Below are 17,506 nucleotides of genomic sequence, written 5' to 3' on the forward strand. Positions count from 1 at the left end.
GGTGATCGGAAATCGGTTGGGGCAGCACTTCGACCTTTTCCAGGGTCAGGGTCGGGCTGAGCAGAATATGGTCCAGGCAGCGCTGGGGGCGCCAGCTGGGGAATGTCGCTTCGAGCTGCGGGGCCAGCAGGCCGAGGTCGCGCAGCGGAGAGTGCTGCAGCAGGTCGCTGGCGTGGGTGTTCATGTCGCCCATCAGCACCTGGTGCTTGTAGTCGCCGATCAGGTCGCGGATGTACGCCAATTGCAGCGTGCGTGCCCGCGGGCCGAGGGCCAGGTGCATCATCACCACCACCAGCGCTTCCGGCCCCTCGCCGAAGCGCAGCAGGATGGCGCCGCGGCCCTTGGGGCCCGGCAGCGGATGGTCTTCGATCGCCCACGGACGCAGCCGGCTGAGCACGCCGTTGCTGTGCTGGGCCAGGCGACCGAGGTTGCGGTTGAGCTGTTGGTACCAGTAGGGGAAGGCGCCGAGCTGGGCGAGGTGCTCGACCTGGTTGACGTAGCCCGAACGCAGGCTGCCGCCGTCGGCTTCCTGCAGGGCCACCAGGTCGAAATCGCCGAGCAGGTTGCCGATCTTCTGCAGATTGCCCGAGCGCCCGTTGTGCGGCAGCAGGTGCTGCCAGCTGCGGGTCAGGTAGTGCCGGTAGCGCTCGGTGGAGATGCCGACCTGGATATTGAAGCTGAGCAAACGCAGACGGCTGTCTGCGGGCAGCCCCGTGGATTCCAGGTGATGCTCGTTGACCTGCGGATCGTGCAGGCCAACGAGGCGTTCGGCTCCCCAGCGGCGCATGGCGGTCGCCGCGCTTAGTTGGCGGCGGCCTTGTTGGACGCCCGCTCCTTGGCCACCAGTTGGTCGGCCAACTGCAGCGCCTGCTCGGCGCCGCCGGCGGAGCCGATGTCGAAGCGGTACTTGCCGTTGACGATCATGGTCGGAACGCCGGAGATCTCATACTTCTTCGCCAGTTCGCGGGCCTTGACGATCTGGCCCTTGATGGCGAAGGAGTCGAAGGTGGCGAGGAACTTGTCCTTGTCCACGCCCTGGGTGGCGAGGAAGTCGGCCATGTCGTTCTTGTCGGTCAGCTTCTTGTGTTCCTTCTGGATGGCGTTGAACACGGCAGCGTGGACGTTGTGCTCGACGCCCATGGCTTCCAGGGTCAGGAACATTTGGCCGTGGGCGTCCCAAGGGCCGCCGAACATGGCCGGGATGCGCACGAAATTGACGTCGGCCGGCAGCTTCTCGACCCATGGGTTGATCACCGGCTCGAACGCATAGCAGTGCGGGCAGCCGTACCAGAACAGCTCCACCACTTCGATCTTGCCGGGCACGGCGACCGGCACCGGATTGCTCAATTCGACGTAGGGGGCGGCAGGGGCTTCGGCGGCCTGGGCAGTCACGCCGAACAGGCTGGCAGCGACGAGGGCGGCGCTGATGATCAGATTACGCATGCTTTACTCCTGGGCAAATGGGTCGCCTCGCGCAGCCTGTTTTCGGACAGGTCGTGGCGGGCATGAGTCCTGTAGTGTAACGGCAGCGGCCACAAAAAAGGGCGGCCAAAGCCACCCTTTTTATACTTGCCGCGACGGATTAATCGAGCGTTAACGTAGCGGGGGGTGTCCCACGCGCGTAGCGTCCGCATCCCGCCTGCAAGTCCGGCCTCAGTGCAGGCCTTGAATGTAGCTGGAGACCGCGGCGATGTCTTCGTCGCTCAGCTTGCGGGCGATGGTGCGCATGGTCATGGCGTCGCCGTCGTTGTTGCGCCCGGCTTCTTCCTTGCGGAAGTCGGTCAGCTGCTTGGCGATGTATTGAGCGTGCTGGCCACCCAGGTGCGGGAACCCGGCGGCTGCGTTGCCGGCGCCGTTCGGGGAGTGGCAACCGGTGCAGGCCGGCAGGCCTTTTTCGAGGTTGCCGCCGCGGAACAGGGCTTCGCCGCGTGCCACGATCTTGGGATCGGCGGCGCCGACGCTGCCTTTCTGGCTGGCGAAGTAGGCGGCGATGTCGGAAAGATCCTGGTCGCTCAGGTTGGTCAGCAGGCCGGTCATTTCCAGGACGGTGCGCTTGCCCGACTTGATGTCGTGCAGTTGCTTGGTCAGGTAGCGTTCGCCCTGACCCGCCAGCTTCGGAAAGTTTGGCGCCATGCTGTTGCCATCCGGGCCATGGCAGGCGCCGCATACGGCGGCTTTGGCCTGGCCTGCGGCGGCATCGCCTGCAGCATGGGCGAAGCCTGAGATTCCCACGGTCAACAGCAGACTCACGATCAATTTGTTCATCAGCTAATCCAACTACGGCTAAGGGTTAAGAGTTATGGACCGGGCTTACTCGCTCATCCAGAGGATGATGGCTTGGTAATCCTCGGCACTGCAGTCCATGCACAAACCACGCGGCGGCATCGCCTTGAAACCCTGGGTCACGTGTTGCACCAGCGTCTCCATGCCCTTGGCCAATCTCGGCGTCCAGGCTTCCTGATCGCCCTTGCGGGGCGCCGTAGGGAGTTGGCCGGAATGACAGGCACCACAAACACGGTTGTACACGGCTTCCGGATCCTGTGCGGCCTGAACGCTGTGAAGCGGTATCAGGATCCCGGCAGCCAGCAGCCATTTCGTCATAAAACGACCTTTTCAGGGTTGAGAGCGTTCTGCGTTCTAATGCGCAATCAAGGTCTGTCGCTCTCGTGAACTTCATCCTACGCTGGGACAAAGCGCACACAAAATCTGCGGCATTATATACTGGCGTCACTGAAACGGAAGCGACCTCGCTTGCCGCGCCCATTCCCGGCGCCGTCCACATCGGAAATCCCATGCAACTCAAAAACCCCATCCTCGGCCTGTGCCAACAGTCCACCTTCATGCTGAGCGCCGCCAAAGTCGACCAGTGCCCCAGCGACCAAGGCTACGAAGTGGCCTTCGCCGGCCGTTCCAACGCCGGCAAGTCCAGTGCGCTGAACACCCTGACCCACGCCAGCCTGGCGCGCACCTCGAAAACCCCGGGCCGCACGCAGCTCCTGAATTTCTTCAAGCTAGACGATGAACGCCGTCTGGTCGACCTGCCGGGCTACGGTTACGCGAAAGTGCCGATTCCGCTCAAGCAGCACTGGCAGCGTCACCTGGAAGCCTATCTGGGCGGACGCGAGAGTCTGATGGGGGTGATCCTGCTGATGGACATCCGCCACCCGATGACCGATTTCGACCGTTTGATGCTCGACTGGGCCGTCGCCGCCGGCATGCCGATGCACATCCTGCTGACCAAGGCGGACAAGCTGACCTACGGCGCCGCGAAGAACACCCTGCTCAAGGTGCAGTCGGACATCCGCAAGGGCTGGGGCGACACCGTCTCGATCCAGCTGTTCTCCGCGCCCAAGCGCATGGGCCTGGAAGAGGCCTACACCGTGCTGGCGGGCTGGATGGAACTGGCCGACAAGGGCGCCGAAGCGGCGGCCGAGTAAATCGCAGGCAAAAAAAACCCCGGACTTCATATGGGGAGGGGGAAGTTCCGGGGTTTAAGTTCCGAACCGCTAGGGCGGGGTTCAGATATCTGCCAACACTTAACACAACATAGGAGCATCGAAGGGCTTCACCAGCCATTCAGTAACTCTGAGTGGCCCTTCGCAAGATTAGTTCAGATTTTTTTCAAAAAGCTTTGGAATAATTCCAAGAGCGATCCGGACTAAGCCGCTTCCCGGGCCTTCGCCGCGACGCCATGCCGCAGCGCAGGCCCGTTCCGGACGCCTCAGTGCGCCTCGTCCCAGTTGTTGCCGATACCCACTTCGACCAGCAGCGGAACATCCAGTTTCGCCGCGCCGCTCATGTGCGTGCGGATTTCTTCGCTGACCTGGGCGACCAGATCCTCGCGCACCTCCAGCACCAGTTCGTCGTGGACCTGCAGGATGACCTTGGCATCCAGCCCCGACGCCTGCAGCCAGTTGTCCACCGCCACCATGGCCTTCTTGATGATGTCCGCCGCCGTGCCCTGCATCGGCGCGTTGATCGCCGTGCGTTCGGCGGCGGCGCGTTCCTGCGGCTTGCTGGAGTTGATCTCCGGCAGGTACAGGCGACGGCCGAAGAAGGTCTCCACGTAGCCTTGGTCCGCCGCCTGCTTGCGGGTGCGCTCCATGTATTCGCGCACGCCGGGGTAACGGGCGAAGTAGGTGTCGATGTAGGCCTTGGCGGTCTTGGTGTCGACGCCGATGTCCTTGCCCAGCTTCTGCGCGCCCATGCCGTAGATCAGGCCGAAGTTGATCGCCTTGGCGCCGCGGCGCTGGTCCGGGGTCACTTCGTTCAGTTCGACCTTGAACACTTCGGCCGCGGTGGCGGTGTGCACGTCCAGGTTGTTGCGGAACGCGTTCATCAGGCCTTCGTCACGGGACAGGTGGGCCATGATCCGCAGTTCGATCTGGGAATAGTCCGCCGCCAGCAGCTTGTAGCCGGCCGGCGCGACGAACGCCTGACGGATCCGCCGGCCTTCGGCGGTGCGCACCGGGATGTTCTGCAGGTTCGGGTCGCTGGAGGACAGCCGCCCGGTGGACGCCACCGCCTGATGGTACGAGGTGTGGATGCGCCCGGTGCGCGGGTTGATCTGTTCCGGCAGGCGATCGGTGTAGGTGCTTTTCAGCTTGCTCATGGAGCGGTACTCCATCAGCACTTTCGGCAACCGGTAATCGTCCTCCGCGAGCCGCGCCAGCACGTCTTCGGCGGTGGAGGGCTGGCCGGTGGCGGTTTTCTTCAGCACCGGCAGGCCGAGCTTCTCGTAGAGGATCACGCCCAACTGTTTCGGCGAGCCCAGGTTGAACTCTTCACCGGCGATCTCGAACGCTTCGCGCTCCAGCGCGACCATCTTGTCGCCGAGCTCGATGCTCTGCACGCCGAGCAGCGCGGCGTCGACGAACGCGCCCTGACGCTCGATGCGCGCCAGCACCGGCACCAGCGGGATCTCGATGTCGGTCAGCACGCCGGCCAGGCTCGGGATGGCGTTGAGTTTTTCGATCAGGGCCTGGTGCAGGCGCAGGGTCACGTCAGCGTCTTCGGCGGCGTACGGGCCGGCCTGCTCCAGGGCGATCTGGTCGAAGGTCAGTTGCTTGGCGCCTTTGCCGGCGATGTCCTGGAAGCTCACGGTGGTGTGGTCCAGGTACTTCTGCGCCAGGCTGTCCATGTCGTGGCGGGTGGCGGTGGAGTTCAGCACGTAGGACTCCAGCATCGTGTCGAAGGCGATCCCGCGCACGGTGATGCCGTTGGCCGGATCGCCGCCGATGGCACAGTTGGCCAGGATGTTCATGTCGAACTTGGCGTGCTGGCCGACCTTGAGCCTTTTCGGGTCTTCGAGGATCGGCTTGAGCGCGCGCAGCACGGTGTCGCGGTCCAGTTGCTCGGGCACGCCGATGTAGGAGTGGGTCAGCGGAATGTAGGCCGCTTCATTGGCCTGCACGGCGAACGACAGGCCGACCAGTTGCGCCTGTTGCGCGTCGATGCCGGTGGTTTCGGTGTCGAAGGCGAACAGATCGGCGCTTTTGAGCTTTTCCAGCCAGACGTCGAACCGGGCCTGGTCGAGGACAGTCTCGTAGCGGGTTCCGGAGGTCGCTTGCGGCGCTTCGGCCTCGGCGGCGCTGAACAGGTCGGCGGCCGGCTCGGGCTCGGCTGCGGCCTTGAGCTCGGCGCGCTTGGCATCGCGCTCCAGGTCGTTGAGCCAGCTCTTGAACTCCAGCAGGGCATAGAGCTCGGCCAGTTTCGCGTGGTCTTCCGGGCCCATCTGCAGGTCGTCGAGGCCGACATCCAGCGGCACGTCGACCTTGATGGTCGCCAGCTGATAGGAGAGGAACGCCATCTCCTTGTGCTCCTCGAGCTTGGCCGGCAGGGTCTTGGCGCCGCGGATCGGCAGGGTCGGCACGATGTCGAGCTGCGCGTAGAGTTCGGTCAGGCCGCCGTTGACGCCCACCAGCAGGCCGGACGCGGTTTTCGGGCCGATGCCGGGAACGCCGGGAATGTTGTCGGAAGAATCGCCCATCAGGGCCAGATAATCGATGATCTGCTCAGGTGCGACGCCGAACTTCTCCTTTACGCCCTCCACGTCCATCGAACTGCCGGACATAGTGTTGACCAAGGTAATGTGCCCGTCGACCAGCTGCGCCATGTCCTTGTCGCCGGTGGAGATGATCACCGGCCGGTCGGCGGCGGCGCTGCTGCGGGCCAGGGTGCCGATCACGTCGTCGGCCTCGACGCCTTCGACGCACAGCAGCGGGAAGCCGAGGGCGATCACGCTCTGGTGCAGCGGTTCGATCTGCACCCGCATGTCGTCGGGCATGCTCGGACGGTTGGCCTTGTACTCGGCGTACATCTCGTCGCGGAACGTACCGCCCTTGGCGTCGAACACGACGGCGAAGGGGCTGTCCGGATATTGCTTGCGCAGGCTCTTGAGCATGTTGAGCACGCCCTTGACCGCACCGGTCGGCATGCCTTTGGAGGTGGTCAGCGGTGGCAGCGCATGAAAGGCGCGGTACAGGTAGGACGAACCGTCCACCAGGACGAGAGGGGCTTGGCTCATGTGCAGGATCAACCTTTTCGGCGGGTCCGGCGCTAGAATAGCGGGACCGTTGACGACAAAGGGACAAGGTTATCATGCGTATGTTAAATCGCTTGCTGCTGGTCAGTTTGATCGCTGTCTCACCGCTGGCCGCGATCGCGGCGGATGATGCGCCGTCGGCGGAACCGGAGGTAACCATTCGCACGGAAGGCGACAGGACGATCCAGGAATACCGCCAGAATGGCTTCCTGTATGCGATCAAGGTCACCGTGAAGGGCGCGCCGCCGTACTTTCTGGTGCGTGCCGACGGTTCCGACGCGAACTTCATCCGTTCGGACCAGCCGGATATGCTGATTCCGTCATGGAAGATCTTCGAATGGAAGTAGTTCCTTAATTTCACCCGGCGCCGGCCCGACCCGGCGCCAGAACTGAGCAGTTTTTGACCATGTCTGTGTTCACCCCCCTGGCTCGGCCCGAGCTGGAAACCTTTCTCGCCCCTTACGGGCTCGGCCGTCTGCTCGATTTCCAGGGGATCGCCGCCGGCAGCGAAAACACCAATTTCTTCATCAGCCTGGAGCAGGGCGAGTTCGTCCTGACCCTGGTCGAGCGCGGCCCGGTGCAGGAGATGCCGTTTTTCATCGACCTGCTCGACGTGCTGCACCAGGCCGATCTGCCGGTGCCCTACGCCTTGCGCACCACCGACGGCGTGGCCCTGCGCGAGCTCAAGGGCAAGCCGGCGCTGCTGCAGCCGCGCCTGGCCGGCAAGCACATCAAGCAGGCCAACGCCCAGCATTGCGCACAGGTCGGCGAGCTGCAGGCCCATCTGCACCTGGCGACCCAGGGCGCCAACATGATCAAGCGCAAGACCGACCGCGGCCTGGACTGGATGCTGGAGGAGGGGACGCAGTTGCTGTCGCACCTGAGCGACGAACCGCGGGCGCTGCTGCACAAGGCGCTGGACGAGATCTCCCTGCAGAAAGAGAAGATCCTCGCGCTGCCGCGGGCGAACATCCACGCCGACCTGTTCCGCGACAACGCGATGTTCGAAGGCACGCACCTGACCGGGCTGATCGACTTCTACAACGCCTGCTCGGGGCCGATGCTCTACGACGTGGCCATCGCCTTGAACGACTGGTGCTCCGATGACGCCGGCCTGATCGACGGCCAGCGTGCACGGGCGTTTCTGGGGGCGTACGCGGCGCTCCGTCCGTTCACGGCGGCGGAGGCCGAACTGTGGCCGACGATGCTGCGGGTGGCGTGCGTGCGGTTCTGGCTGTCACGCCTGATCGCGGCGGAATCGTTCGCCGGGCAGGACGTGCTGATCCACGATCCGAAGGAGTTCGAGCAGCGCCTGGCGCAGCGTCAGGCCGTCAGCGTGCAACTGCCGTTCGCCCTGTGAACTGATTCGCGGCGCAGCCAAGCCCGGGGCGCTCCAGACGTCCCCGGATCCTGCGAATGCCCCGGCCTCAGGCCGGGCGCACCACATTGCCGGTCGCCAGGTCACGGATCAGGCTCGGGTTCTTGCGCCCGCCGAGCATGCCGCCCAGCACCAGGTCGACCTGGCCGCGGAAGTACTGCTCGACCCGCAGCCGGGTACGCGCCGCCGGGCGCCCCTGAGGATTGGCCGACGTCGACACCAGCGGCCCCACCAACGCGCACAGGTCGCGCACCTGCGGGTGATCGCTGACCCGCAGAGCCACGGTGTCATGCACGCCGGTGATCCACTCGGGCAGCAGGTTCTGGTGCGGCACCAGCCAGGTGTTGGGCCCGGGCCAGGTGGCGGCCATGCGGTCGATCCACTCCTGCGGGAAGTCTTCGAACAGGAAATCGAACTGACGGATGTTGTCGGCGACCAGGATCAGCCCCTTGTCCGCCGAACGGTTCTTGATCGCCAGCAGCCGGTCCACCGCTTCCTCGTTCCACGGATCGCACCCCAGCCCCCAGACGGCTTCGGTTGGGTAGGCAATCACCGCTCCGGCGCGAATCTCTCGTGCGGCTTGTTGCACACGCCAACTGTTGACCATGAAAAACTCTCCGCAAACAGGTTTCGCGCAGTTTACCGATCTTCCCTGTAAAACCCAGCCTTCAAAACGTTAGCTCACCCTTGCCGCCCAGCGGCCGCCTTCGCACACGGCGCGGCCGTCCATTTCCAGCTCGGTCAGCGCCGCCAGCACCTTGGGCAGGGCCCAGCCGCTGCTTGCGGCCAGGGCTTCGCTGGTGTGGGGGGCCGCATGCAGCAGCCGCAGCAGCGGGTGAGCGACCGGCGGCGGGTCTGTGGATAACGGCACGTGCTGCCAGCCGCGCAGGGCTTCGAGGATGTGCTCGATGGTTTCCACCAGCACCGCGCCGTCGCGGATCAGCTGGTGGCAGCCCCGGGCGCCGGGGTGATGGATCGAACCGGGTATCGCATAGACCTCGCGCCCCTGTTCCGTCGCCAGCCGGGCGGTGATCAGCGAACCGCTGGCGACGCTGGCCTCGACCACCAGCACGCCGAGCGACAGGCCGCTGATGATCCGGTTGCGCCGGGGGAAGTTGCCGGCGACCGGGCCGGTGTCCAGCGGGAACTCCGACAGCACGGCGCTGCCGGAGGCGATCATCGCGTCGGCCAGCCGCCGGTTGCGCTGTGGATAAAAATTTTCCAGCCCGGTGCCCAATACGCCGACGGTGCGCCCGCCGACGTCCACGGCGGCCTGGTGCGCGGCCGCATCGATGCCCAACGCCAACCCGCTGGTGATGACGAATCCGGCCCCGGCCAGGCTGCGGGAGAACGCGGCGGCGGTGTCCGCTCCCGGACGGGACGCCCGGCGGCTGCCGACCATCGCCAACTGCGGCCTTTCCAGGATCTGCGGATCACCGGCCACGAACAGCAGCGGCGGAGGATCGGCAATCTGCGCCAGCAGCGCCGGGTAATCGGGCTGCCCCCACATCAGCACATGACGGTCCGGCCGCTCTAGCCAGCGCAATGCGTGGCTGGCGCCGTCGCGCACCCGCGGACAGCGCCGGGCCTCGGCGCAGGTCGCCGGCAAGCCCAGCGCCCGCCAGGCGCTGGCCGGTGCGCTGATGGCCTTGGACGCCGAACCGAAGGCTTCGAGCAGTTTGGCAAAACGTCGGGGGCCGACGTCAGGCAAAAGGTGGAGGCGCAAACGCGCCTCCAGTTCCGCCGGGGAAACCGGCGTACAGGCAGACAGCTGCATGGATCATCCTTGACCGTTGTGCGTCCCGAACCGTTCGGGACAAGCTGTGGATAACTCTGTTGGTAACTTGTGAAGCCAACTAAGGGTTGCGCACCTTGTCCAGCACCGCCAGCGAGCGCGTGGCGTTCAGCACCAGACCGTAACTGAGTTTGTCGTAGGTGCGGAACACCATCAGCAGGCCGGCGCGCTCGTCCGGGATTTTCAACGGCTGGCCGGTGATCCGGTCACGCACGGTTTCCCCGGTCTTCATCACCGCCAGCACGTTGCCTTCGGCCAGGCCGTCGCGCTTGCCCTTGTTCAGCGTCACCACGTCCATGGCGCCGATCTGGGTGACGCCCCGCGGCACGTCGATGATCAGGCCGTTGATGTCGGCCTGCGGGGCGCTGGGCATGAAGGTCGAGTTGACCGAACGTTCCTCGCCGCTGAACAGACGGTCGCCCAGGCGCACTTCCTGGGTGGTGCGCTGCAGGGCGAGGGTGGCGACGTCGCCTTCGGTGGCGATGATCTCGCCGCCGCCGACGTCATCGGCGTTGATCCCCAGGAACTCCTTGCTCTGCGGGTCGGTGTAGACCTTGCCCTGGCGGAAGATCCCGTACACCGGCCGGCTCAGGTCGAAACGGCCGCGGGCGAAGATCCGGTCGCCGGTGCCGCTGAGCACCCGTTCGGCGTCGCCGGCGACGATGTACGGCGCCTTGTCGAAGTCCTCGACCTTGTCGACGATCCGGTTGCTGAGCAGGAAGCTGTTGATGGACTTGAGCGGAATGCTCGGGATGGCCTCGGCCACCGGGCTGCTGCGCACCCGCGGCGACAGCTTGATGGTGCCGCGCGAGGCGCCGCGGTTGAGGGTCAGGCGCGGCTGGCCGTTGACGTAGTCGAGCGTCAGCGTGTCGCCCGGGTAGATCAGGTTGGGGTTTTCGATCTGCGGGTTGGCGTGCCACAGCTGCGGCCATTGCCAGGGCTCGCGCAGGTATTTGCCGGAGATGTCCCAGAGGGTGTCCCCCGAAACCACCGTGTATTGCCGTGGAAAACCTTCCTTGAGCTGCACTTGCCCGTGCGCGGCGCCGGCCGAGGCCAGAAGCAGCAGGGCGAACAGTGTTTTCCTCATGCGGTGAATCCCTTTATCATGTGCATTCGCGTGAATCGTCAGAGCCCCCGTGGCTCGCCCCGGCCTGCACTGCAAAAGCCAGGGGCTACGCTTCACAACGGTAGCCTGCATCCTCGGACCCGCCAGGCCATCGACCCGACTTTACCTCACACGTGCAGCAATCAAGCCTATGGCCATTTTGAACATCCTCGAATTTCCGGACCCGCGCCTTCGCACTATCGCCAAACCCGTGGCCGTAGTGGACGACGAAGTGCGTCAACTGGTCGATGACATGTTTGAAACAATGTATGAAGCGCCGGGCATCGGCCTCGCCGCGACCCAGGTCAACGTGCACAAGCGTATCGTCGTGATGGACCTTTCCGAAGACCGCACCGAGCCCCGGGTGTTCATCAACCCCGAGTTCGAACCGCTGACCGACGAAATGGAGCAGTACCAGGAAGGCTGCCTGTCGGTGCCGGGCTTCTACGAGAACGTCGATCGCCCGCAGAAGGTCAGGATCAAGGCCCTGGACCGCGACGGCCAGCCCTACGAACTGATCGCCGAAGGCCTGCTCGCGGTGTGCATCCAGCACGAATGCGACCACCTCAACGGCAAGCTGTTCGTCGATTACCTGTCCACGCTCAAACGCGACCGCATCAAGAAGAAACTGGAAAAGCTCCACCGCCAGAACGCTTGATGCCCTCCTTCAAAGGCTTGCTGCGGCAAGCCTTTTTCTTTTTCAAGACGCTTTGCACTTAGAGACCCCTGAATGACTGAGCCACTGCGCATCGTTTTTGCCGGCACCCCGGAATTCGCCGCCGAACACCTCAAGGCCCTGCTGGCCAGCCCTTATGAGATCGTGGCGGTCTACACCCAACCGGACCGTCCGGCCGGCCGCGGGCAAAAACTGATGCCGAGCCCGGTCAAGCAGCTGGCTGTGGATAACCATATCCCGGTGCTGCAGCCGCCGACCCTGCGCAACGCCGACGCCCAGGCCGAGCTGGCCGCGCTCAAGCCTGACCTGATGGTGGTGGTGGCCTACGGCCTGATCCTGCCGCAGGCGGTGCTGGACATCCCGCGCCTGGGCTGCATCAACAGCCATGCGTCCCTGCTGCCGCGCTGGCGCGGTGCGGCGCCGATCCAGCGCGCCGTCGAAGCGGGCGACGCCGAAAGCGGCGTGACCGTGATGCGCATGGAGGCGGGCCTGGACACCGGGCCGATGCTGCTGAAGGTCACCACCACGATCAGCGCCGACGACACCGGCGGCAGCCTGCACGACCGCCTTGCCGAGATGGGCCCGCCGGCCGTGGTGCAGGCGATCGCCGGCCTCGCCGCCGGAACGCTGGAAGGCGAGGTGCAGGACGACGGCCTCGCCACCTACGCGCACAAGCTGAACAAGGACGAGGCCCGCATCGACTGGCGCCGTCCGGCCATCGAACTGGAACGCCTGGTGCGCGCCTTCAATCCGTGGCCGATCACCCACAGCACCCTCAACGGCGAAGCGCTGAAAGTGCTGGCGGCCACCCTGGCCGACGGCAAGGGCGCCCCCGGCACCATCCTCGGCGCCAGCAAGGACGGTCTGGTCGTCGCCTGCGGCGAGCAGGCGCTGTGCCTGACCCGCCTGCAACTGCCCGGCGGCAAGGCGCTGAACTTCAGCGACCTGTTCAACAGCCGCCGCGAGAAATTCGCCGTCGGCACCGTCCTCGGCGAAACGGCGGACACCCCATGAATCCACGTCTGGCCGCCGCCAAGGCCTTGGCCGCCGTCCTCAGCGGTAAAGCCTCGCTCAACAGCTCCCTGCCCACGCAACTGGACAAGGTCGAGGACCGCGACCGCGGCTTCACCCAGGATCTGGCGTTCGGCACCGCCCGTTGGCAGCCGCGGCTGTCGGCCCTGGCGGAAAAACTGCTGCAGAAGCCGTTCAAGGCCGCCGACGCCGACGTCGAAGCCTTGATGCTGGTCGGTCTCTACCAACTGCTCTACACCCGGGTGCCGGCCCACGCGGCCATCGGCGAAACCGTCGGCTGCGCCGACAAGCTGAAGAAGCCCTGGGCCAAAGGCTTGCTCAACGCCGTGCTGCGCCGGGCGCAACGGGAAAGCGAAGCGCTGTTCGCCGAACTGGCCCGGGATCCGGTGGTGCGCACCGCCCACCCGCGCTGGCTGCAGAAATCCCTGAAGGCCTTCTGGCCCGAGCAGTGGGAAGCGATCTGCGAGGCCAACAACGCGCACCCGCCGATGATCCTGCGGGTCAACCGCCGCCATCACAGCCGCGACGCCTACCTCGCGCTGCTGGCCGGCGCCGGGATCGCCGCGCAGCCGTGCGCCTTCAGCCGCGACGGCATCGTGCTCGAAGCCGCCGCCGATGTGCGCAGCCTGCCGGGCTTCGCCGAGGGCTGGATCAGCGTGCAGGACGAAGCCGCGCAACTGGCCGCCGACCTGCTGGACCTGGCGCCGGGCCAACGGGTGCTGGACGCCTGCTGCGCCCCCGGCGGCAAGACCTGCCATATTCTCGAAGCCGAACCGGCGCTGGCCGGCGTGGTGGCGGTGGACCTGGAAGCCAAGCGGCTGGTGCGGGTGAAGGAAAACCTCGAACGCCTCGGCCTGAGCGCCGAGCTGATCGCCGCCGACGGCCGCGACACCGCCGCCTGGTGGGACGGCAAGCCGTTCCAGCGGATCCTGCTCGACGCGCCGTGCTCGGCCACCGGCGTGATCCGCCGCCATCCGGACATCAAGCTCACCCGCCAGGCCGACGACATCGCCGCCCTCGCGCAACTGCAGGGCGAGCTGCTCGACACCCTGTGGAAAACCCTCGAGGTGGGCGGCATCCTGCTCTACGCCACCTGCTCGACCTTGCCCACCGAGAACACCGAGGTCATCGCCGCGTTCCTTGAGCGCACGCCCGGCGCCCGGGAGCTGGACCTGGCCACGGCGGCCGGCATCAGGCAGCCCCACGGCCGCCAACTGCTGGCCCAACAGGGCGGACACGACGGGTTCTACTACGCCAAGCTGATCAAGATCGCTGCCGCGCGCGGCTAAACGGATTCAACGGAGTGACTGGATGAAGATCATCATCCTCGGCGCGGGGCAGGTCGGCGGCACGCTGGCCGAACACCTGGCCAGCGAAGCCAACGACATCACCGTGGTCGACACCGACGGCGAACGCCTGCGCGACCTCGGCGACCGCCTCGACATCCGCACCGTGCAGGGCCGCGGCTCGCTGCCCACCGTGCTGCGCCAGGCCGGCGCGGACGACGCCGACATGCTGGTGGCGGTGACCAACAGCGACGAAACCAACATGGTCGCCTGCCAGGTCGCCCACACCCTGTTCCACACCCCGACCAAGATCGCCCGGGTGCGCGAGGCCGCCTACCTGACCCGCGAGGAGCAACTGTTCCAGAACGAAGCGATTCCGGTGGACGTGCTGATCAGCCCCGAGCAGGTGGTCACCAACTACATCAAGCGCCTGATCCAGCACCCGGGCGCGCTGCAAGTGATCGACTTCGCCGAAGGCCAGGCCCAACTGGTGGCCGTGCGCGCCTACTACGGCGGGCCGCTGGTGGGCCAGCAGCTGCGCCAGCTGCGCGAGCACATGCCGAACGTCGAGACCCGGGTCGCCGCGATCTTCCGCCGCGACCGGCCGATCCTGCCCCAGGGCGATACGGTGATCGAGGCCGACGACGAAGTCTTCTTCATCGCCGCCCGGGAGAACATCCGCGCGGTGATGAGCGAAATGCGCCGCCTCGACGAAACCTACAAACGCATCGTCATCGCCGGCGGCGGGCAGATCGGCGAACGGCTGGCCGAGGCCATCGAAAGCCGCTATCAGGTGAAGATCATCGAAATGAACCCGGCGCGCTGCCGCTACCTCTCCGACACCCTCGACAGCACCGTGGTGCTGCAGGGCAGCGCCTCGGACCGCGACCTGCTGCTGGAAGAGAACATCGCCGACGCCGACATCTTCCTGGCCCTGACCAACGACGACGAGGCCAACATCATGTCGTCGCTGCTGGCCAAGCGCCTCGGGGCGAAGAAGGTGATGACGATCATCAACAACCCGGCCTATGTCGACCTGATCCAGGGCGGCGACATCGACATCGCCATCAGCCCGCAGCTGGCGACCATCGGCACCCTGCTGGCCCACGTGCGGCGCGGCGACATCGTCAGCGTGCACTCGCTGCGCCGGGGCGCGGCGGAGGCCATCGAGGCGGTGGCCCACGGCGACGCGAAGTCGAGCAAGGTCATCGGCAAGGCCATCGAACACATCGCCCTGCCGCCGGGCACCACCATCGGCGCGATCATCCGCGACGAAGAAGTGATCATCGCCCACGACGACACGGTGATTCAGGCCGGCGACCATGTGATCCTGTTCCTTGTGGACAAAAAGCACATCCGAGATGTGGAGAAGCTGTTCCATGTGGGGTTGAGCTTCTTCTGAGGCTTGCGGCGCGTGTTCCGGCCCCTGTGGGAGCGCGCCTGCTCGCGAAAGCGGTCTGTCTGAGCCCGACCGACAACTGACACAACCGGAAAAGGAGTCCCGCCGATGATCGAATCCCTGGAAAAAATGCTCGCCAAGGGTGTGGATAACGCACTGCTGCGCTTCGGCCTGGGCAAGGGTTACCTGGATCTGGGGGAGAACGCCAAGGCGGCCGGGCATCTGCGGCGCTGCGTGGCGTTCGATCCGAAGTATTCGGCGGCGTGGAAGCTGCTGGGCAAGGCGCAGCTCGCGTCGGGCGATCCCGCCGCCGCACGCCAGGCGTGGGAGCAGGGCCTGGAGGCCGCCCGCGCCCACGGCGACAAGCAGGCGGAAAAGGAAATGACGGTGTTCCTGAAGAAGCTCGACCGTCAGCCCCGCTGATCCCGCGACGCTACAGGTAACGCAGGCCGATGCCTTCGGCGTCGACCGTCACCACTTCCATCCGCACCTGCGGCGCGCCGGTGGGCAAGTCCTGGACCTGGCCGTACACCACGGCGCCCTTGGGCAGCGAAGCCAGGCGCGGATGCTCGACGTACACCCCGGTCGTGGACAGGTTGCGGGTCTGGCCCAGGCATTCGCCGAAGCTTTCGTGGGTGATCTTGATGCGAAACGATTTGCGGTGTTCGGACATCTGCTGCGCCCTTGAATGAACGGTTGTGGATAACCTTCCCCGGGAAGGTTATCCACAGATCATGCCAATCGACTCAATACCAGCGGGCCTCGCCCGGCGGACGTTTCTTGAAGCGCTTCATGCTCCACATGTACTGGCTCGGATAGGCCGCGACGTAACGCTCGACCACCTGGCTCATGGCCGCGCAGGACACCTCGGTGTCGGTGCTGTACATGGCTTCGGGCGCGGCTTCGAGGATCACCTTGTAGCCGGAGCCGTCGGGCAGCCGCAGGGCGTGCAGGAACACGCCGACCGCCTTGCCGCCGGCCAGCATGTTCGGCACGAACTTGCTGGTCAGGGCCTGGGTGGCGAAGAACGGCACGAAGATCCCGGCGGATTCGGCCGGTTCCGGGTCGGCGGGGATGCCCACTGCACCGCCTTTGCGCACTTCCTTGATGACGCTGAGGATGCCTTCCTTGGTGGAGGCGGCGACGCGGTTGCCCAGTTGCACCCGCTGCTTGCGCAGCAGTTCGTCCACCGCCTTCAGCTTCGGCGGGCGGTAGAAGATGATCGGTTTGCACTGGCTGCAATAGAAGTGGTTGAGCACTTCCCAGTTGCCCAGGTGGCTGGTGATGCCGACCACGCCCTTGCCGGACGCCAAGGCGTCCTTGAGGATGTCCAGGCCTTCGACTTCGCGCACCAGCTCGATGGAGCGCTGCGCCGGCCAGATCCAGGCGCAGGCGCTTTCGGTCAGGGACTTGCCGATGTCCTTCAGGCTCTGGCCGACCAGGCGCTCGCGCTCGGCCGGATCCATTTCGGGAAAACACTTGGCCAGGTTGATCCGCACCACGTCGCGGGAACGGTTTGGGGTTTTCCACATGATCCAGCCGATCGCCGAGCCCACGGCCTGCACGGCCCGCCACGGAAGCAGGGCAAACAGCCGCAGAGCGCCTACCAGCAAGGCGCCTTTAAACTTATCCACAGGTCACTCCTGATCTTGTGCTGTGCGCGAGGCGGCCATTCTAACCGGCGTTGGCGAGCTGCGCGTAGCGGTCGCAGTCCCGGGTGTGATCCATGACCATGCCCGAGGCCTGCATCAGCGCGTAGCAGATGGTCGGGCCGACGAAGGTGAAGCCGGCCTTCCTCAGGCCTTTGCTCATGGCCTCGGCCTGCGGGGTGATGGCCGGGACCTCGCTGCGGTCCTTGAAATGGTTGACCACCGGCTTGCCGTCGACGAACGACCAGAGGAACCCCGCCGGATCCTCCAGCGCCAGCCAGGCCCGGGCGTTGCGCCGGGCGGCCTCGAGCTTGAGGCGGTTGCGGATGATGCCCGGATCGAGCATCAGTTCGGCGATGTACGCGTCGCTCATCTGCGCCACCCACTGCGCGTCGAAGCCGAACAGCACCTGGCGGTAGCGCTCGCGCTTGCGCAGCACGGTGATCCACGACAGCCCGGCCTGGAACCCTTCGAGCAAAAGCAACTCGAACAATCCCTGCGCCTCGCGCAGCGGCGTTCCCCACTCCTGATCGTGATAAGCCATGTACAGCGGATCTTCGGTGCACCAAAAGCAGCGTGGCATAAGGCTCCAGGGGGTGGTGGCGCGACTGAATCGGGTATACTCCCGCTCTTTAAATCGCA

Annotated in this window: 19 protein-coding genes; 8 read left to right on the forward strand and 11 right to left on the reverse strand. The window is 65.6% G+C overall.

The genetic code is table 11. From position 1 onward, the window contains the following. The 4 genes from ACIP0B_RS24450 to ACIP0B_RS24465 all read right to left on the reverse strand — a co-directional run. Nucleotides 1–787, reverse strand: a 787-nt coding sequence (locus ACIP0B_RS24450; protein ID WP_400836766.1) for an endonuclease/exonuclease/phosphatase family protein, incomplete at its 3' end; no start/stop codon positions are given. A 14-nt stretch (nucleotides 788–801) separates the two neighbouring features. Then, nucleotides 802–1,443: a thiol:disulfide interchange protein DsbA/DsbL gene (locus tag ACIP0B_RS24455; protein ID WP_217894326.1), complete on the reverse strand. Its 642-nt coding sequence runs from the start codon at nucleotides 1,441–1,443 to the stop codon at nucleotides 802–804. Nucleotides 1,444–1,653: 210 nt separating this feature from the next. Then, complete coding sequence (locus tag ACIP0B_RS24460; protein ID WP_065260178.1) at nucleotides 1,654–2,265, reverse strand: cytochrome c; 612 nt, start codon at nucleotides 2,263–2,265, stop codon at nucleotides 1,654–1,656. A gap of 45 nt (nucleotides 2,266–2,310) precedes the next feature. Further along, entirely contained in the window at nucleotides 2,311–2,601 is a 291-nt protein-coding gene (locus ACIP0B_RS24465) for a c-type cytochrome (RefSeq protein WP_400836770.1), read from the reverse strand. Between the two features lie 191 nt (nucleotides 2,602–2,792). Here ACIP0B_RS24465 and yihA point away from each other — a divergent pair, with 191 nt between their 5' ends. Next, nucleotides 2,793–3,437: a ribosome biogenesis GTP-binding protein YihA/YsxC gene (yihA, locus tag ACIP0B_RS24470; protein ID WP_400836773.1), complete on the forward strand. Its 645-nt coding sequence runs from the start codon at nucleotides 2,793–2,795 to the stop codon at nucleotides 3,435–3,437. A 284-nt stretch (nucleotides 3,438–3,721) separates the two neighbouring features. On the opposite strand, the gene polA is transcribed toward yihA, so the two are convergent. After that, the gene (polA, locus tag ACIP0B_RS24475) at nucleotides 3,722–6,526 is read right to left on the reverse strand and encodes a DNA polymerase I (protein WP_400836776.1); all 2,805 of its coding nucleotides are present in this window, start codon (nucleotides 6,524–6,526) and stop codon (nucleotides 3,722–3,724) included. Nucleotides 6,527–6,600: 74 nt separating this feature from the next. On the opposite strand from polA, the gene ACIP0B_RS24480 reads away from it, so the two are divergent. Further along, complete coding sequence (locus tag ACIP0B_RS24480) at nucleotides 6,601–6,891, forward strand: DUF2782 domain-containing protein (protein WP_400836779.1); 291 nt, start codon at nucleotides 6,601–6,603, stop codon at nucleotides 6,889–6,891. Nucleotides 6,892–6,950: 59 nt separating this feature from the next. Beyond that, nucleotides 6,951–7,904: a homoserine kinase gene (locus ACIP0B_RS24485; protein ID WP_400836782.1), complete on the forward strand. Its 954-nt coding sequence runs from the start codon at nucleotides 6,951–6,953 to the stop codon at nucleotides 7,902–7,904. Nucleotides 7,905–7,971: 67 nt separating this feature from the next. Here ACIP0B_RS24485 and ACIP0B_RS24490 read toward each other — a convergent pair whose 3' ends face one another. From ACIP0B_RS24490 to ACIP0B_RS24500, 3 genes are all read right to left on the reverse strand, one after another. Further along, nucleotides 7,972–8,529, reverse strand: coding sequence for an L-threonylcarbamoyladenylate synthase (locus ACIP0B_RS24490; RefSeq protein WP_085579318.1), 558 nt, complete (start codon nucleotides 8,527–8,529; stop codon nucleotides 7,972–7,974). Nucleotides 8,530–8,598: 69 nt separating this feature from the next. After that, complete coding sequence (gene dprA, locus ACIP0B_RS24495; protein ID WP_400836785.1) at nucleotides 8,599–9,699, reverse strand: DNA-processing protein DprA; 1,101 nt, start codon at nucleotides 9,697–9,699, stop codon at nucleotides 8,599–8,601. 79 nt (nucleotides 9,700–9,778) lie between these two features. After that, nucleotides 9,779–10,804, reverse strand: a complete 1,026-nt coding sequence (locus ACIP0B_RS24500; RefSeq protein ID WP_400836788.1) for a LysM peptidoglycan-binding domain-containing protein — start codon at nucleotides 10,802–10,804, stop codon at nucleotides 9,779–9,781. Between the two features lie 169 nt (nucleotides 10,805–10,973). On the opposite strand from ACIP0B_RS24500, the gene def reads away from it, so the two are divergent. The 5 genes from def (at nucleotide 10,974) to ACIP0B_RS24525 (ending at nucleotide 15,638) form a co-directional block, all read left to right on the forward strand. Further along, on the forward strand, nucleotides 10,974–11,480 hold the full coding sequence (gene def / locus ACIP0B_RS24505) for a peptide deformylase (protein WP_400836791.1): 507 nt from the start codon (nucleotides 10,974–10,976) through the stop codon (nucleotides 11,478–11,480). A gap of 72 nt (nucleotides 11,481–11,552) precedes the next feature. After that, nucleotides 11,553–12,512: a methionyl-tRNA formyltransferase gene (fmt, locus tag ACIP0B_RS24510; RefSeq protein ID WP_400836794.1), complete on the forward strand. Its 960-nt coding sequence runs from the start codon at nucleotides 11,553–11,555 to the stop codon at nucleotides 12,510–12,512. After that, nucleotides 12,509–13,819 carry a 16S rRNA (cytosine(967)-C(5))-methyltransferase RsmB gene (rsmB, locus tag ACIP0B_RS24515; RefSeq protein WP_400836797.1) on the forward strand — a complete coding sequence of 437 codons (1,311 nt, stop codon included), beginning with the start codon at nucleotides 12,509–12,511 and terminating at the stop codon, nucleotides 13,817–13,819. The genes fmt and rsmB overlap by 4 nt, the downstream gene beginning before the upstream one ends. A gap of 22 nt (nucleotides 13,820–13,841) precedes the next feature. Next, nucleotides 13,842–15,218, forward strand: a complete 1,377-nt coding sequence (gene trkA, locus ACIP0B_RS24520; RefSeq protein WP_217894358.1) for a Trk system potassium transporter TrkA — start codon at nucleotides 13,842–13,844, stop codon at nucleotides 15,216–15,218. A 105-nt stretch (nucleotides 15,219–15,323) separates the two neighbouring features. After that, nucleotides 15,324–15,638: a tetratricopeptide repeat protein gene (locus ACIP0B_RS24525; RefSeq protein ID WP_400836800.1), complete on the forward strand. Its 315-nt coding sequence runs from the start codon at nucleotides 15,324–15,326 to the stop codon at nucleotides 15,636–15,638. Between the two features lie 10 nt (nucleotides 15,639–15,648). Here the strand turns inward: ACIP0B_RS24525 and ACIP0B_RS24530 are convergent, their stop codons facing one another. The 3 genes from ACIP0B_RS24530 to ACIP0B_RS24540 all read right to left on the reverse strand — a co-directional run bounded on the left by ACIP0B_RS24530 (nucleotide 15,649) and on the right by ACIP0B_RS24540 (nucleotide 17,447). Next, complete coding sequence (locus ACIP0B_RS24530; protein WP_400836803.1) at nucleotides 15,649–15,888, reverse strand: PilZ domain-containing protein; 240 nt, start codon at nucleotides 15,886–15,888, stop codon at nucleotides 15,649–15,651. 73 nt (nucleotides 15,889–15,961) lie between these two features. Further along, nucleotides 15,962–16,849, reverse strand: a complete 888-nt coding sequence (locus ACIP0B_RS24535; RefSeq protein WP_400836806.1) for a lysophospholipid acyltransferase — start codon at nucleotides 16,847–16,849, stop codon at nucleotides 15,962–15,964. 40 nt (nucleotides 16,850–16,889) lie between these two features. Further along, a complete protein-coding gene (locus ACIP0B_RS24540) occupies nucleotides 16,890–17,447 on the reverse strand; it encodes a DNA-3-methyladenine glycosylase I (RefSeq protein WP_400836809.1) in 558 nt (185 codons plus the stop codon). Between the last annotated feature and the right edge of the window lie 59 nt (nucleotides 17,448–17,506).

It is taken from the genome of Pseudomonas sp. NPDC089534 (assembly GCF_044749305.1).
GTDB classification, from domain to species: domain Bacteria; phylum Pseudomonadota; class Gammaproteobacteria; order Pseudomonadales; family Pseudomonadaceae; genus Aquipseudomonas; species Aquipseudomonas ekonensis.